Source organism: Acinetobacter lwoffii (genome assembly GCF_049367455.1).
Taxonomy (GTDB): domain Bacteria; phylum Pseudomonadota; class Gammaproteobacteria; order Pseudomonadales; family Moraxellaceae; genus Acinetobacter; species Acinetobacter lwoffii_W.
Map to the genome: position 1 here is coordinate 1,683,684 of NZ_JBMPXW010000001.1, position 17,306 is coordinate 1,700,989.

Annotated in this window: 12 protein-coding genes, 1 rRNA gene and 1 pseudogene; 7 read left to right on the forward strand and 7 right to left on the reverse strand. The window is 45.4% G+C overall.

Annotated features, from left to right (window positions below):
- Positions 1–202 precede the first annotated feature (202 nt).
- The 4 genes from rrf to ACO1B7_RS07965 all read left to right on the forward strand — a co-directional run bounded on the left by rrf (position 203) and on the right by ACO1B7_RS07965 (position 5,232).
- Positions 203–317: ribosomal RNA gene (gene rrf / locus ACO1B7_RS07950) — 5S ribosomal RNA — on the forward strand.
- Between the two features lie 150 nt (positions 318–467).
- Positions 468–1,661: an MFS transporter gene (locus tag ACO1B7_RS07955; RefSeq protein WP_420937546.1), complete on the forward strand. Its 1,194-nt coding sequence runs from the start codon at positions 468–470 to the stop codon at positions 1,659–1,661.
- A gap of 215 nt (positions 1,662–1,876) precedes the next feature.
- On the forward strand, positions 1,877–4,285 hold the full coding sequence (locus ACO1B7_RS07960) for a YgiQ family radical SAM protein (RefSeq protein ID WP_423090021.1): 2,409 nt from the start codon (positions 1,877–1,879) through the stop codon (positions 4,283–4,285).
- Between the two features lie 398 nt (positions 4,286–4,683).
- Positions 4,684–5,232, forward strand: a complete 549-nt coding sequence (locus ACO1B7_RS07965; RefSeq protein ID WP_423090022.1) for a DUF2726 domain-containing protein — start codon at positions 4,684–4,686, stop codon at positions 5,230–5,232.
- Between the two features lie 54 nt (positions 5,233–5,286).
- On the opposite strand, the gene ACO1B7_RS07970 is transcribed toward ACO1B7_RS07965, so the two are convergent.
- From ACO1B7_RS07970 to mdtD, 6 genes and pseudogenes are all read right to left on the reverse strand, one after another.
- Complete coding sequence (locus tag ACO1B7_RS07970) at positions 5,287–5,643, reverse strand: RidA family protein (protein ID WP_005101539.1); 357 nt, start codon at positions 5,641–5,643, stop codon at positions 5,287–5,289.
- Positions 5,633–6,943 carry a shikimate transporter gene (gene shiA, locus ACO1B7_RS07975; protein WP_148334370.1) on the reverse strand — a complete coding sequence of 437 codons (1,311 nt, stop codon included), beginning with the start codon at positions 6,941–6,943 and terminating at the stop codon, positions 5,633–5,635. Before shiA ends, ACO1B7_RS07970 begins: the two co-directional genes overlap by 11 nt.
- Positions 6,944–7,165: 222 nt before the next feature.
- Entirely contained in the window at positions 7,166–8,221 is a 1,056-nt protein-coding gene (dinB, locus tag ACO1B7_RS07980) for a DNA polymerase IV (RefSeq protein ID WP_005248454.1), read from the reverse strand.
- 20 nt (positions 8,222–8,241) lie between these two features.
- A pseudogene (locus ACO1B7_RS07985) lies at positions 8,242–9,258 on the reverse strand (MBL fold metallo-hydrolase).
- Positions 9,259–9,311: 53 nt separating this feature from the next.
- Positions 9,312–10,091, reverse strand: coding sequence for a glycoside hydrolase family 25 protein (locus ACO1B7_RS07990; protein ID WP_100357797.1), 780 nt, complete (start codon positions 10,089–10,091; stop codon positions 9,312–9,314).
- A 65-nt stretch (positions 10,092–10,156) separates the two neighbouring features.
- Entirely contained in the window at positions 10,157–11,548 is a 1,392-nt protein-coding gene (gene mdtD / locus ACO1B7_RS07995; protein WP_423090023.1) for a multidrug transporter subunit MdtD, read from the reverse strand.
- A gap of 177 nt (positions 11,549–11,725) precedes the next feature.
- On the opposite strand from mdtD, the gene ACO1B7_RS08000 reads away from it, so the two are divergent.
- Both ACO1B7_RS08000 and ACO1B7_RS08005 read left to right on the forward strand, forming a co-directional pair.
- Positions 11,726–13,543, forward strand: coding sequence for a choice-of-anchor I family protein (locus ACO1B7_RS08000; RefSeq protein WP_423090024.1), 1,818 nt, complete (start codon positions 11,726–11,728; stop codon positions 13,541–13,543).
- Positions 13,544–13,696: 153 nt separating this feature from the next.
- Positions 13,697–14,671 carry a hypothetical protein gene (locus tag ACO1B7_RS08005; protein ID WP_005101524.1) on the forward strand — a complete coding sequence of 325 codons (975 nt, stop codon included), beginning with the start codon at positions 13,697–13,699 and terminating at the stop codon, positions 14,669–14,671.
- 66 nt (positions 14,672–14,737) lie between these two features.
- On the opposite strand, the gene ACO1B7_RS08010 is transcribed toward ACO1B7_RS08005, so the two are convergent.
- A complete protein-coding gene (locus ACO1B7_RS08010) occupies positions 14,738–15,358 on the reverse strand; it encodes an LOG family protein (protein WP_004281026.1) in 621 nt (206 codons plus the stop codon).
- Positions 15,359–15,690: 332 nt separating this feature from the next.
- On the opposite strand from ACO1B7_RS08010, the gene ACO1B7_RS08015 reads away from it, so the two are divergent.
- Positions 15,691–17,268 (forward strand): TerC family protein, encoded by a 1,578-nt coding sequence (locus ACO1B7_RS08015; RefSeq protein ID WP_423090025.1) that lies wholly within the window; start codon positions 15,691–15,693, stop codon positions 17,266–17,268.
- Positions 17,269–17,306: the final 38 nt, after the last annotated feature.

Consider the following 17,306-nt stretch of genomic DNA (forward strand, 5'->3'; position numbering starts at 1 on the left):
GTACGAACTTCGAAAGAAGTGAGGATCAATTGATTCGATATTAAACAAAGTGACTTGATTTAGTTACGCTAAACGAACAAACTACAGCAACTCAGATATACCTGTTAATGAACGATGTTCAAAGCACTGCTTTGAACAGAGTGCAAGATTTGAAGAAAGCTAAGGCAACCATAAGACCTCAGTAAGTAATCATACCAGTTGTGCTGGCGACCATAGCAAGAGTGAACCACCTGATCCCTTCCCGAACTCAGAAGTGAAACCTCTTAGCGCTGATGGTAGTGTGGGGTTACCCATGTGAGAGTAAGTCATCGCCAGCTCATTATTCGAAACACCCCCTTCAAATGAAGGGGGTGTTTTTTTATGCGCGGGTTTTAGTCAAATCACTGTTATTTACATGCCATTTCGACCGAAACATCACATAAAAATAATATTGAGAAGCGTATACTGAACCGGTCTATGGAGCGGATATGTCCTCAAATTCATCTTCAAGCCATATTGAATATGGCTCTTCTGCTTTTAAAGCAGTGCTCTTTTCCTTATTTCTTGCTGGCTTTGCCATTTTTTCATCACTGTATTGCGTACAGCCCATGATGCCGATTCTGGCTGATTATTTCCAGGTCAGCCCGACTCAAAGCAGTTTCCCTTTATCTTTTTCTACCATTGCCTTGGCAGTTGGTCTTATTTTTACTGGGCTGATCTCGGACCGATTTGGTCGTAAGCCGATTATGGTCTGGTCTCTATTTTTAGTCTCAGTATTATTACTATTAAGTGCAATATTGCCGATCTGGTCCGTGTTTCTGACTACACGAATAATGATTGGATTGACAGTCAGTGGTGTCGCTGCAGTCGCGATGACTTATATCGGGGAAGAAATTGCAGAAAAAGATATCGGTTTTGCTATGGGTTTGTATATTTCTGGCACAGCGATTGGCGGTATGGGCGGACGTTTAATTGCTGGGGTGTTAGTCGATTTTATCTCTTGGCAATCTGCTACTTTGATGATTGGTATTTTAAATCTCTGTATTGCAGGCTTATTTTATTACCTATTACCCGCTTCACAACATTTTAAAGCCTATCCAATCAAGCTGAATCGTTTTAAAAACTCATTTAGGCAGAATCTCGCTGATCCGAAACTTCGGGTTTTATTCCTGCAAGGTTTTATCTTGATGGGCTGCTTTGTCTCGGTATTTAATTATCTGAGTTATCGCTTGATCCAAGCGCCATTTGAGTTATCTCATGTCTGGATTGGCGTGATTTCGATTACTTATTTGGCTGGTATTTATAGCTCCCCTCGAGCAGCACACTGGGGACGGCATTATGGCAAATTCAGAATATTGGCAGCCATGATCCTGATGATGCTTGTGGGCTTGGCGCTGATGCTGATTGATCAGTTGGTTATTGTTTTTATTGGATTGCTGATTTTTACTTTTTCTTTCTTCGCTGCCCATTCAACCGCCAGTAGCTGGGTGTCGATCCAGTCGCTACAGTATCGGGCAGTCGGTTCGTCGCTGTATTTATTTTGCTATTACCTGGGTTCAAGCGTGTTGGGGAGCTCAAGCGGATTGGTGTGGGAAAGCTATGGCTGGATAGGATTAACTGTGTTTATTGCCGCGTTATTACTGACGGGTTTGTCATTCAGTTTAAAACTCCGTTCAAATTAGAGATTCTGTCCAGTCTTTCAACCTAATAAATAAGATAAATTTCTTTTTTGAAATATTTAAACTTTAGATTTAAGGGACAAATAGAAAGTGATTCAGTTAGTCTCTGATTTTGTATAAATTATAATCAAGCAAGCTAGGGTTGATTCATGGTAAAATAATCGGCTTTGATCTTATTTTTAGATCTCCTATCATCTGCCAGCCGAGAATTGCTAGCCATGTCTACTGCTTATACCATGCAGACTGCGCCAAAAGCGTTGTTTGATTACGACAAATATTGGGCGTCTTGTTTTGACCCTGCGCCATTTTTGCCGATGTCACGCGAGGAAATGGATCAACTCGGCTGGGACAGCTGTGATTTTATTTTAGTTTGTGGTGATGCTTATATCGATCATCCATCTTTCTGTTCAGGCATTATTGGCCGTACTTTGGAAGCCCAAGGCTTCCGTGTCGGCATTATTGCACAGCCAGACTGGACCAGCGTGGATGCGTTCCGCGTTTTGGGTAAACCGAATATTGCCTGGGGTGTGACGGCAGGTAACATGGATTCCATGATCAACCGTTATACGGCTGACCGTAAAATCCGTTCTGATGATGCCTATTCACCAGACAATCAGCCAAACAAACGTCCAGACCGTGCGGCAACCGTGTATTGTCAGCGTGTCCGTGAAGCTTATCCGGATGTACCGGTATTGCTCGGCGGTATTGAAGCATCGTTACGTCGTATTGCGCATTATGATTACTGGTCAGACAAAGTCCGTCGTTCGGTGTTGATGGATTCAAAAGCCGATCTTTTGATGTACGGCAATGGTGAACGCTCAATCAGTGAAATTATGCATCGTCTGGCGCGTGGCGAGAAAATTCACGAGATTACTGATGTTCGCGGTACAGCGTTTATTGTGAATAAACACAACCGTGCCTCTAAAGCCAAATTTGTTGAAATCGCATCGAATGATGTGGATGCGATTGGCCGTGTGGATCCAATTATTAACCCTTATGTCATGACTGAAGATATCGACGGTTGTGAGATTGAACAAGGGAAAGATTCTAGCCAGTACCAAGGTTTTCAAAAAGAACATGTAGCCAATCCGATTGTGCGAGCAGGGGATGACTTAGATCCTGATACGCAAATTGTGCAACTGCAACCGGCTTCTAAAGCGATTAAACATAAGTTACCGCCGCGCGAATTGGCCGTAATCCGTTTGCCTGCTTTTGAAGAAGTTGCTGCTGATCCAGTGCTCTATGCACATGCCAACCGTATTCTGCATCTGGAAACCAATCCGGGAAATGCGCGTGCTATGGTACAAAAGCATGGTGAACGTGATGTCTGGTTGAATGCACCGCCAATTCCGTTGACTACCGAAGAAATGGACTATGTGTTTGACCTGCCTTATGCACGTCTGCCGCATCCTGCTTATGGCAATGCACGTTTCCCGGCATTCGACATGATCAAGTTCTCTGTGAATATCATGCGTGGCTGTTTCGGTGGTTGTACTTTCTGTTCGATTACGGAACATGAAGGTCGTATTATCCAGAATCGTTCAGAAGAATCGATTCTACGAGAAGTGGAAAAAATCCGTGATACCGCACCGGGTTTTACCGGTATTATCTCGGACTTGGGTGGCCCAACAGCCAACATGTACCGTTTGGCCTGCAAAGATCCTGAGATTGAAAAGAACTGTCGTAAACCATCTTGCGTATTCCCGGGGGTTTGCCAAAACCTGCATACCGACCATGCGCCATTGACGCAGTTATATCGTAAAGCACGTTCTTTACCAGGCATTAAAAAAATTCTGATTGGTTCAGGCCTACGTTATGACCTTGCGGTTTTAAACCCTGAATATGTCAAAGAACTTGTCACCCATCATGTCGGTGGTTACTTAAAAATTGCGCCTGAACATACCGAGAAAGGTCCACTCAATAAAATGATGAAGCCGGGTATTGGTACCTATGACCGCTTCAAGCAAATGTTTGATCGTTACAGTAAAGAAGCCGGTAAGGAACAATACTTGATTCCTTACTTCATCGCGGCGCATCCGGGCACCACCGATTACGACATGATGAATCTGGCGATTTGGTTGAAGAAGAATGGTTTTCGTGCCGATCAGGTACAGACCTTCTATCCATCACCGATGGCGACTGCAACTACTATGTATTACACGGGTAAAAACCCGCTGGCGAAAGTGGCGCGTTATACTGAAAATGTTGACATTGTGAAAGGTGAGAAGCGTCGTCGTTTGCACAAAGCTTTCTTGCGTTATCATGATTCAAACAACTGGCCTTTACTGCGTGAAGCCCTGAAAGAAATGGGTCGTCAGGATTTGATTGGTAATTCGAAACAGCATTTGATTCCGACTTATCAGCCTGTAGGCAGTGCAGATGGTCAGTATCAATCGGCGCGTAAGAAGAACTCGACGGTTGCCGGTGATTCGCAAAAACGTACCGGTGAGCAAGGGAATCGTAGCAAGGCTGCACAGGCTCAGTCACGTCCTTCAAATACCAAGAAACGTCCTGAACGTGGTCAAATTCTGACCCAGCACACTGGTTTGCCGCCGCGTGAAACAGGCGATGCCAAAAAACCGTTTGGTGGGCCAAAGCCTAAAGCGAAGCCCAAATCACGTGCATAATTAAGTTAATAAAAAGACACTTCGGTGTCTTTTTTTAGCTCTTGGGTAAAGTAACGTAGCCTGAGCTTGTTCGTTGAAAGTGTAAAAGAATATATTATTTGGACTAAGTTCTTTAAAAAAGTGATATAAAAATAACACTTTGTCGGAATTGTCCTACAGTTGGGCAGATATGTATTGCGATCAATTCCATGGATGTTTTAGAGTGCATTATCAGTACTTTAAATCCACTTTCATTGGCATCTAGAGAGATGTCACTTTAGGTAACATAGAATCGAGTTTTGATACCAGTTGTATGGGTATTTAAACAGATTGGTTGTTAGCTCTATTTAAAATAAAGCGTGGGTTTATACTGCACAACAATAAAACAAAAATGATTATAAGAATGCAAGGATTTAGGCATGACCACCTATATTATGATTGGGAGTTTCCTGCTCTTCTGTGTCGTGCTCATGGCATGGAAAAAGCTCGGAAATAATTCCAAACCACAAGACAGTGCGTTAAAGCAACGTGCTATTTTTAACCTGAATGAGCAATTGACCTTCACTCGCCTGAGAGAAGTATTACCTGAATACATTATTCTGGCACATGTTTCCTATGATGCCTTAATGACGACTAAATTTAACCGGACTCGACATAAGTACCGCAACCTGACTGCAGATTTTGTAATTCTGGATCAGCAATATCAGATTCTGGCAGTTGTAGCGGTAGATGACCCTTTAATCCTTAAGCGTCCACAACAGACAGGATTCCAGGATGCATTACTGACCATGGCTGGTTATCGGGTGATCCGTTACGATGATGTGCCGGAATATTATCAGTTGCGCCAGGACTTATTGCAGGAGCAAGCGCAAATGCAGAAAATGCCCAAATATACAGTTAGCAATGATCTGAAAAAATATTATTTATATTCGGATTTAGAGCGCAGTAAAATCAAAGCAGTCGGTTAAAACAAAAAGGCATGCCAGAAGCATGCTTTTTTTATGAGTATTGATCTTGAAACATTATTCTGGTTTAACCGCCACGACAGTCAGTTCGACCAATACCCGTGGATCATAGAGTTTTGCTTCTACACAGGTACGAGGCAGCGCTTCGATATCAGCGACCCAGGCATCCCAGACTTCATTGAAGGCTGCATAATCTTTTTCAATGTCTTTCAAATAGATGGTTACCGACATGATGTGACTTTTGTCTGTGCCGGCATCTGCCAGAAACTGGTCAATAATATCTAAAGTCTGTTGGGTTTGCCCTTTAATATCCAGTTCAACATCTGTGGCCAGCTGGCCGGCAAGATGCACCAGATTACCGGCAATAGCAATTTCCGAAAAGCGTTTTGATACGTGTAAACGTTCAACTGTCATGTTGTTCATCCTGAGTTTTGGGCATCAGGGCTGCGACCAGTGCAGTCAGCAGACAACCCACCGCCAGATAGATGGCTACATAATGCCATGAACCATCCGCCCAAATCACCAGTGCCGCTGCAATAAATGGGGTAAAACCACCCCCAATGATGCTCGCCACCTGATAGCCAACTCCGGCACCGCTGTAGCGGTATTCTGTGCCAAACAGGGAGGTGAAAATCGGTTGATGGACACTGACCACCATATCGTGTGCGACGTTCGCCAGTAAAATTGCCCCGACAATGATCATCCAGGTGTTTTGTGCATCGAGCGCCATAAAAAATGGAAAGGCTGAAAGCGCACCAATCAAACCGCCCCAGACACACATTTTCTGATGATTGAATTTATCCGCCAGCCAAGCAAAAAATGGAATACTGAAACAGCTAATTACCCCGACCATCAGCGTGATATTCAGGAAGAACTGTTTGTCCATGCCTAGGTTGCTGGTGGAATAGTTCAGGGCAAAGTTGGTGACCAGATACATGGTCAGCAATTCAGTCAGACGTAAGGCAATGATATAGAAGAAAGCTTTTGGATGTTTGCTGATGGCTTGCAAGATTGGCAGCTTTTCTGGATGATGGTCTGCTTTGACCACCTTTTCTACAAATTCCTGAGATTCATCCTGATCACGGCGAATCCACATCGCCACAGCTAACAGTACGATGCTGGCCAGAAAGGGAATACGCCATGCCCACTCGGCAAAGGCTTCTTCACCCAGTGTCGCAATAATAATCGACACTGCACCGGTGGCCAATACCAAGCCAACACCATAGCCGACCTGAACGCCACTGCTATAAAAGGCTTTTTTACCCTTGGGTGCATTTTCAACTGCCATCAGAGCTGCGCCGCCCCATTCACCACCGACAGCAAAGCCTTGCAAGGCTCGACAAAACACCAACAGCACCGGAGCCCACCAGCCAATTGCCTCGAAATTTGGCAGTAGACCAATCCCGACCGTGGAAATTCCCATCAGGATTACCGTGAGTACCAGCATTTTTTTGCGGCCGAGCTTGTCACCAAAGTGACCAAATACCACACCGCCTAAAGGACGAAACAGGAAGCCGACCCCAAAGGTGGCTAGTGCCGCCAGGGTGCCCATGTTCTCGCCAATACTAGGGAAAAACTGATCTTTAAAAATTAAGGCTGCAACAATGCCGTAAAGGAGAAAATCATACCAATCGACAACAGCACCAACAAAACTAGATAGCGCAGCTTTACGTGCGCGTTGTTCTTGAACAATAGAAGAATTTACAGAAGACATGCAGGAGGGGATTCCATGAGTTACATCAGAGTTGCCCTGTAATATTCGGATTTGATCGTCACGCTAATCACAGGACATCATGCTGAAAGTAAAGGTGATTTTCAGCATCTCGGCACATACATGGATAATGCATTGCGCAGATAGAGTACTCTAAAAAATCAAAATGTAAAAACAAAGTTGCCGTATTTTTAAACTGATGCCTAAAACATGATCAAAAAAGGTTTAGAGTAGCAATAACTGGGTTTCAGTTTCGGGGACGCTGAGCTGATACACGCCGACGCCGATCAGCCGAAATTGCATCTGCGGAGCAATATGCAGGTCGTCGAGCAGTAAGTCCAAGGCTTGGGCTAATTCCTGTGGGCTACGCAGCACCTGTTTAAAACTTTTACTGTGTTGCATCACCTGAAAGTTCTTGAGTTTTAATTTGACCGTAACGCCGCGAGCCGAAAGCTGTTTCTTTTGCAGGCTTTGCCATACTTGTCCAAGTAAAGGTTCCCAATAGGGGCGACATTGGTTTAGATGCAGGTCATCATCAAAAGTGGTTTCTTTGGAAATTTGCTGGCGCTCCCGTTCCACCTCAACCGGTCGTTCATCAATGCCTTGAGCATACAAAAATAGCCGCCGGCCATATTTGCCAAAATGCTGAATCAGCAAGGCTTCATCAATTTGCTGTAAATCGCCTAAAGTTTCTAGATTCAGGCTTTTCAGTTTTTCCTGAGTGACTTTTCCGACGCCGGGAATTTTTTTCAGTGGCAAATCCTGGATAAAACGCTGTACTTGTGACGGCTTAATCACACAGATGCCATTCGGTTTGTGCCAGTCCGAAGCAATTTTAGCGAGAAACTTGTTGGGCGCTACACCAGCAGAAGCAGTTAATCCGGTGGCTTGAAAAATATCCTCGCGAATTCGCATGGCGACTTCGGTAGCACTTGGGATTTGTTTTAAATTTTCTGTGACATCCAGAAAGGCTTCATCTAGAGACAGTGGTTCAATCAGGGAAGTATATTGTTGGAAGATCTGATGAATCTGTGCCGATACCTGCCGGTATTTGGCAAAATCTGGCTCAATCACGATAACTTGAGGACACAGTTTGCGCGCCTGCCCCATGGACATGGCAGAACGCAGGCCATAAACCCGTGCCGGATAGGAGGCAGCCGCGACCACCGCCCGAGGATGATGCGAGGCTATCACCACAGGTAAGTCTTTCAGTTCTGGACGTTCACGCAGCTCAACCGAGGCATAAAACGCATCCATATCGAGATGAATAATTTTGCGCATGTTCGCTATCTTAAGGGGCTTTAATCGGATTGGGAAGCGAAGGCTGAGTTGAGTAAATAGGGTTGCGGTCCGCTGAGCAGAATGACTTTTGTCCCTTGTGTCTCGGCAGCCTGAATCAGAAGTTGCAAACTTTTTGGAGTGTCATCGGCAAGACGGGGTAAAAATTGCAGCGGCTGGTTTAACGGCTGAAAAAAATCATCCCAATGCACCGGAATCACCACTTTGAGCTTGAGGAGGTTCAGGGTTTAAGCCAGATATTGCTGCTGATAGGCATCGGATTGTCTGGAAAGCTGGGCAATGCCTAAAAACAGGGTGTCGACTTTCAGATGCTGCAATTGCTCTGGAATAAATCCGGTACTGGCCTTGACCAGAATTTTATGTCCTGCATGCTCAATCAGGTAGTCGAAACTGCCACCTTCCTTAAATTCGGAAAATTTAGCCGGAAGAGTTAAAGGCCGCAGCAGCTCTTCGCCTAAATTATCATTTATCGCTGTGGGCGGGGTATGTTGTGAGGGAATTGCCGTGGTCTGGAAATGTCCCCATTGCTGTACTTGCCCAGGCTTAATCGGCTGTAATTGCTGTGGAGTAACTTTGGGATTTGCCCGGGCGATATTCAGGGTGCTCGGCGAACCGACCACAGCAGTTTCGGGAAGCATCTCTAGTAAAGCCGGGACATCCAGAACATGATCATAATGAGAATGACTGACCAGAATGGCTTGGGTTCGGCTCAATTCATGGCATTGTACCAGTTGTTCTAAGAGCAGCTTATCACTTTGAATAGGTCGAGTAATTACTTGCCGCAAAGATGGCCGGCTAAAGAAACCATCGATCAGGATCTGATCGTGGCCATCATCGAGTAACAGGGTGGACACACCAAAAAAATTGACTGTAAGCCCGTGAACGGATATACCGGTTTGCGGCTGCCACGCTTTAAAGTCACTAACCTTGCCCGAAGCTTGCAACAGATAAGCCAGCATACCCGCGATGAGTAGGAGTAGAATCACCAGACCGAGTAAAATGCCTTTTATCCATTTCAATCTTTTTATTTCCTTGTTGTTTTTATAAAGAACTTGTTTTCAGGCGATCAGCTTTATTTCGCTTTATTCTCAGATGAAGGTACTACAATTGCATTCTTTTTGAGAAAATCCAGCCATTGCTGTTCTGAGCCATAAAAAACATTCAGGTCTACCGGTGTGGTAATACCGGGAATTTTCCCCTGACTGGTATGTTGCCAAAACGTCCATTTAGGCTGATCTTTTAAATCAGGCAGACCTTTGTATTCACGTACCCAGAGTGGTACGTTAGGAAAGTGTCCTGCCAGTACAATATTATAAAAAGCTTTAGAAATATAGAAAATCGGCTGCTTGCCATAATGCTTTTTCAGGGCATCGTGCATCACCTGAATTTCGTTTAAAAGCTGCTCTTTAGAATAGGTATTGATGCATTTGCTGTCATATTCCAGATCAATCACTGGCGGTAAGGCATCCGGTTTATTGGGAACAGAGTCAATAAAGTTCTGTGCCTGAATGCTGCCCTCGCGGCAGAGGCGATAGAAATGATAGGCACCGACCAGAAAGCCGCGTTCCCGGGCCTTGAGCCAGTTTTCCTGAAAACGGGTGTCTTTAAAGTCGCCGCCTTCAGTGGCTTTCAGATAAACAAAACGGTATTTTTCAGGCGAAATCTGCTGCCACTGAATCTCTTTTTGATGATGCGATACATCAAAACCCTGGATTGGGTAATCGGCAGCATGGGCAGATGGTGCTTTCATTAGGCAGAGATAAACCATGGCGCTAGTGATCACAGTGATCAGCACGCCAAGCCCAATCAAGAGCGGTTTATTGAATCTGTTCGGAGCCTGATTTTTTTGCATTTCAGTCCTTGCCTATATGTGATTTAGCCTAAAACTTACAATCAGCCCAAAGTGAATAGATCGCATCAAACCGGGGTATTTTTAGGAATATGCCAGAAAATATAGGCCGCAATAATATTGATACAGCCTAAACAGATCAATGACACATGAAAAGCAGCCACCAGATTTTCAGCGCCGTAATAGGCACTCAGCATGTTCACCAGTGTTCCTGCCAGCGCCACCCCGATACTCATTGACAGCATCATGATCATCGACAGGAAACTGTTGCCGCTACTGGCATCCTGCTGGCTTAAGTCCTTTAAGGTCAGGGTATTCATCGACACGAATTGCAGTGAATTTAATATGCCGAAAATAAAGAAATGAATCGCACGGAGCCAGATTGGGGTTTCCGCCGTCGTCAGGGCAAAACTGGCAATACAAAGCCCCACCAGCAAAGTATTGACCAGCAATACCCGGCGATAGCCAAAACGCTGAATGATGTTACGGATAATTGGTTTGGAGGCCAGCGAACCGAGCACAGTCGGAATCATCAATAAACCGGTAATAAAGGGTTCAAAACCGAATGCGACTTGCAACATGAGGGGGAGTAAAAATGGAATCGAGTTGCCGCCAAGACGGGCAAAGAAATTACCCAAAATGCCAATCGCATAAATTTTATTTTTAAACAGCCGGCTGCGAAACAGGGCATTGCTATGGGTATGTGAATGATAGGCATAAATCAGGGTGGCCAACAAACCGGCCAGAATCAGGCTTAGACTCCACCACAGCGAGTTTTGTGGACTGGCAAAATTTTCAATTCCCAGACAGAGACCTACCATCGCCACGACCAGCAAGATAAAACCCCAATAATCAAAACGGGCGACTGTAGGTTCAAATACATTCGGCATAGCCTTAAAGATAATTAGTGCGCCCAGCAAGCCAATCGGCAGATTGATCAGGAAAATCCAGTGCCAGGACAGATATTCCACCATCCAGCCTCCTAAGGTCGGCCCAATTAAGGGTCCAATCAGGCCGGCCAGACTCATCAGACTCATGGCGGCCAGAAACTGGGTACGTGGAATGATCTTTAGCATGGCCAGCCGGCCGACCGGCAGCAATAATGCACCACCGATCCCTTGAAAGATCCGGTACACCAACAATTCGTTCAGGCTACTTGACCAGGCACAGCCCAAAGAAGCCAAAGAGAAAATAATAATCGCAGCAAAATAGGTGTTTCTGACCCCGAAACGGTCAGCTAGCCAGCCACTTAAGGGAATGCAGGCCGCTACAGACAGTACATAAGCGACAACCACACTGTGCATGCGTAGCGGATCTTCCTGCAAATTTTGGGCAATTGCAGGTAGGGCGGTATTAATAATGGTGGTATCCAGCCCCTGCATGAAAAAGCCAATCGAGACCAACAAGACCAGTAGTTTGAACTCGGGATCTAAGGCTTGATGCGTAGGCGTGGCATTCATAATTCTGGAAAACTGAAAATTTTGAATAGTTTAAAGGAATCAGCCGAGTCTGTCGTATATAAAGCGTTTCAACTTTTATGCGGTGTTGTGTCAAGGAACTGCAACCGATCTGTCATGGCACTGCAATGCTCTGGTTATAAATTGGTCACGAATTCTTCATGATAGATCAACAAAAAAATGAAATTAAAATTAAAGTCTTTGATAGTGGCCATGCTGGCTGTGGGGATGGTGGCATGTGGAAGTGAGAATGAAAATGAAACACCGGTTCCAATCGTCGAGGCTACACCGAACTCGATCGAGTTAAGCAAATTGTCGGCTTATGAATCGGGTGTGTTTGCGCAAAGTGCAGCAGAAATTCCATCCTTTGATGCCGAGAGTCAACGCCTATTCGTGGTCAATGCCAAAGAAGGCGTATTAGATGTGCTGGATTTAAGTCAGCCTGATCAGCCGAAAAAAATAAGTTCCATCAAGGTCGATGACATTGCGCCAGAGGCTGAGGTCAACAGTGTCGCAGTACATAATGGCATCGTCGCCATTGCGATTCAGGCTGCTGTGAAAACTGACCCGGGCTATATTGCTTTATATCAGGCCAAAGACCTGAGCAAGTTGGCCCACGTACAGGTGGGTGCCTTGCCGGACATGCTGACTTTCACACCGGATGGTCAAACTTTGCTGGTGGCCAATGAAGGCGAGCCTTCTGATGATTATCAGGTTGACCCTGAAGGGTCGGTGTCTGTCATTAATCTGGCCAATTTAAAAGCCCCGATCGTTCGTACAGCAGACTTTAAAGCCTTTAACGGACGGGAAGCAGCATTGCGTGAACAGGGCATCCGCATTTTCGGACCAAAGGCCAGCGCAGCGCAGGATTTTGAACCTGAGTACATCACTGTTTCAAAAGATGGAAAAACCGCCTGGGTTGCCTTACAGGAAAACAATGCCTTGGCCAAAATTGATGTGGCTTCTGCCAAGGTACTCGCTGTTTATCCATTTGGCTTCAAAGATCATGGCATGAAGGGTCATGGCATGGATGTCAGCGATGCGGATGGTGTCGACGGTAAAGGCAAAATCAATATTCAAACTTGGGCCAATGTACGTGGCTTATATATGCCAGATGCGATTGCAAGTTTCGAGGTCGCGGGCAAAACCTATATTGTGTCTGCCAATGAAGGCGATGCCCGTGCCTGGGGTGAAAATAATCCTGCATATTTCAATAACGATACCAGCCAGGGCTTTGTAGAAGAATGGCGGGTGAAACACTTGGTCCATGCCAAAGGTTTTGACCGCCGTCTGGGCGATGATTTACCAGCCCATCTTCGGGTATTGGCCAAAGGTGCAGAACTCAATCCAACTAACTTTGCCTACTGCGGTGCTATTGTAGGGGATGCCAAAGACTGCCGTGAAGATCATCTGTTGGGCCGTTTAAATATTACGTGGACCGAAGGCTATCAAAAAAATGCCGATGGTACAGCCAAACTGAATGAACGGGGCAATCTGGTCTATGATCATTTATATAGCTTTGGTACCCGCTCGGTCAGTATCTGGGTGGAAAATGATCAGCAGACCGGTTTAGAACTGGTATGGGATTCGGGCGATCAGTTTGAGCAGTATATTGCCAAACATCATCCTGAGATTTTCAACTTTAATCATGAAGAAGCCGGACTGGATAATCGCAGTGACAATAAAGGGCCGGAACCTGAAGGGGTGACCTTGGGGCAGATTGGTCAAAAAACCTTTGCCTTTATTGGGCTGGAGCGTGTCGGTGGCATCATGGTCTATGATGTGTCTACACCTGCATCACCAGTCTTTGTGCAATATATTAATTCACGTGATTTTAAAGCGACTACAGCGCAGATTGAAATGGGACAAGCCGGTGATTTAGGACCGGAAGGTTTGGTATTTATCCCCGCCAAAGACTCCCCGAATAAGAAACCCCTCCTGGTGGTCGGCCATGAAGTCAGTGGCAGTACCACGATTTATCAAGTAAATCTCAAGTAGTCAAAAGCTTTTAAATTCAGGGCACTTCGGTGCTCTTTTTTGTAAGGTGACCATATATATGACAGTCTTGTCATTAAAATGAAATAAAACCGTCATAATCTTGGGCCAACTTTTCAGCACTGCTGAAATCTCCTCGCGTATAGGTTTGTTTTTATGACAATCGAGATTTTGATGGTGATCGGCTTCTGTTTGGCCGCTTACTCTATTGTCGGAAATGATGTACCTCAAACCCTAGGGACATTTATTTCTTCGAATTCACATCGCCCATGGTGGGTGTTGTGGATTTATATCAGCTCAATTTTAATTGTCGTATTGGTCTATGGTTGGTATGCATCTGGGGTGGGTGATGCCTCATACGGTCGTTTAGAAACGATTCCTTTCCCTGAAGGTGGTATTACCTGGCTGTATATTGTGCCGCCAATTCTCCTGTTAATACTGACCAAATACGGGATTCCAGTCAGTACCACCTTCCTGGTGCTTACGATTTTCTCCCCTGCAAGCTTAGGCTCGATGATGGTCAAATCGATGATGGGCTATGCCGTCGCCTTTATTGTAGCGATTGTCATCTATCGTTTTGTGGTCAAGCAGCTGGCACGCCATTTTGCCAAGACACGTCATCAGGAACACTCCAAGGTCTGGATGGGCTTGCAGTGGGTCTCTACCGGTTTCCTGTGGAGTCAATGGTTGATTCAGGATCTGGCTAACATCTTCGTGTATGTGCCACGTCAGGTGCCGTTTGAATTCCTGATGTTTGCGATTACGGTATTCGTGGTCTTGCTGGGTGTGATTCTGTATCAACGTGGCGGGGCTATCCAGAACATTGTTGACACCAAAACCGGTGTGACCGACATTCGTGCTGCAACGATTATCGACTTCATGTATGCCATTATCCTGTTAGTTTTTAAAGAGTGGAGCAACATTCCAATGAGTACCACCTGGGTATTCCTGGGATTACTCGCAGGTCGTGAATTTGCCATGTCGATGATTCTGGATGAAGTCAACAAACATCGTACTTCACGTAATGTCAGTGCAGATGCCATGAAACTGATGTTCGGTCTGGCCATGTCGGTCATTCTGGCAACAACTTTGCCGATGTTTTATGACTTTGTGACGAATTATGGTCAATAAGTCCTGATATTAAAAATCCAAGAAAAAAGCGAGCCAGGTGCTCGCTTTTTTCTTAATTGGAACGGTTTAAACCACAAATCTTTGCGGATGGCCTAAATTGGTTAAAGTTGTATAAATTTCTTCTTCGTGTTCGCAAATGATCAGTTTGGCGCGATGCTGTGGCGGTAAAAAACCATCTTCAACGGCGCGGTCCAGCTGCGCAATCAAGGCATCATAGAAGCCATTCACGTTATAGAGCATCATCGGTTTCTGGTGCTGGTTTAGCTGACCCCAAGTGGCAATTTCCAGAATTTCCTCAAACGTGCCCAGTCCACCTGGCAAGGCCACAAAGGCACAGGCCCGCTCGGCCATCATAGCCTTGCGTTGATGCATGCTGGTCACCACATGTAATTCGGTGAGCTGGTTATGGGCAATTTCATAATCCAGCATAAATTCAGGAATCACCCCTACAGCTTCACCGCCATGCTGGATCATGGCATCCGCGACCTGTCCCATCAAGCCAATACTGGCGCCACCGTAAACCAGCCCGAAACCATGTTCTGCCAGTCCTTGCGAGAGATGAATGGCTTTTTCTAAATAAACCGGTTTGTTGCCTGCACGTGAACCACAATAGAGAGCCACTAGAGGGCGTGTTGTTTTTGGGGAGTTTTCTTTAAAATAATCTGTCATTTGAATTACGCTTTGCATTTATTTTCTTCACCTTATCATTTTTCTTTCTTGTGACTATAGCTTAATTAATAAATATGACAATTCTGTGAGCAGGGACATTTTCACTGCAATAGGGCTCAGCAAAATTCATCGATAAACAGCTATGAAAACAGGTGAATTTCAAATTGATCTTGATATACTGAAAATTGGTTTCACAACAATAGAACGACGATGGGTAGTGGTAGTTGGCCGTTTAACTTTATAAATCTACGCCAAATAATTGATCTTATTCAATATAAAAAATTCTGTTTTGCTGTGTCACAGCGTCAGGTGATTCCATGCTGCAGTCCTGAGCTTCAGGAGCCAAGCGTATGATCTTTGAATGGATGTCAGACCCTTCAGCCTGGATCGGTTTACTCACGTTGATTGTTCTTGAGATTGTACTCGGGATCGACAATCTGGTTTTCATTGCTATTTTGGCGGAGAAACTGCCACCAGAACAACGTAATACGGCGCGGATTGTCGGCTTGATGCTGGCCCTGCTGATGCGTTTGATCTTACTGGCCTCGATTGCCTGGGTAGTGACCCTCACTGATCCACTATTCCACATCTTTGATCATGCTTTCTCGGGCCGCGATCTGATTCTATTGTTTGGTGGGGTGTTCCTGCTGTTTAAAGGCACCATGGAACTGCATGAGCGTCTGGAAGCCAAACCCGTCATCAAAGAAGAAAATCCGGTCCATGCGGTATTCTGGATGGTGATTGTCCAGATCGTGGTGCTGGACGCCGTATTCTCATTAGACAGCGTGATTACTGCGGTTGGTATGGTCAAAGACCTGTCAGTGATGATGATTGCCGTGATTATTGCCATCGGGATTATGCTCTGGGCATCCAAAGCTCTGATGGATTTCGTCAACAGACATCCGACCGTGGTGATTCTGTGTCTGGGCTTCCTGATGATGATCGGCTTCTCGCTGGTGGTCGAAGGCTTCGGTTTCCATATTCCGAAAGGTTACCTGTATGCTGCAATTGGCTTCTCGGTGATTGTCGAATTTATTAACCAGACCATGAAACGCAATCAGGAAAAAATGGTGACCACCACCGACATGCGCTACCGTACTGCTTCTGCCGTAATGCGGATGCTGGGTGGTAAACCTGCTCAGGACAATGATTCTTCTGAGCCGGAAGATGTTCTGGCGACACGTGCCTTTGCTGATGAAGTCTTTAATGATGATAACGGTATCTATCACAGTGTCATGGTGCAGGGAGTTTTGGGTCTGTCTGAACGTCCGGTCAAGTCGGTGATGACGCCGCGTCCCGAACTGGAATGGATCGATCTGGACAATGATGCCGACAGCATCAAAGCACAATTGTTGCAGATGAGCCACTCGCGTCTGATCATCGCTCGCGGCGAACTGGACAATATTGCCGGTGTGGTGCTGACCCATAAAGTCCTGAATGAATATATTGAAACTGGGGTGCTGGACTTTGAAAAGCATTTACGTGAGCCAGTCATCGTGCATGAAAATGCTCAGGTACTGATGGTGATGGATCAATTGCGTCAAGCGCCCTTACAGATGGCAATTGTGCTGAATGAATATGGCTCAATTGAAGGGATTGCCACCCCAATTGATATTCTTGAAGCAATTGCCGGTGAATTTCCAGATGAAGATGAGCTGCAAGTGGCAGCAGAAAGTCTGGATGATGGCAGCCTGATTCTGGACGGTTCCACCGATATTCGTCACGTTTCCTTGCTGCTGGATCGTGATCTGGTCAATGAAACTGAAGAATATTCGACTTTATCTGGTTATGTATTGTTCCATATGGCACGTTTACCACATAGCGGTGAAAAGTTTGAAGCAGATGGGCATATCTTTGAGGTCGTGACGATGGACGGTCATAAGATCGATAAAGTGCATATCATTCCGCAGCTTCCTGCACAGGACTAGATTCTAGCCAATGTTTGGCCTGTAAAGTTTGCTAAAAT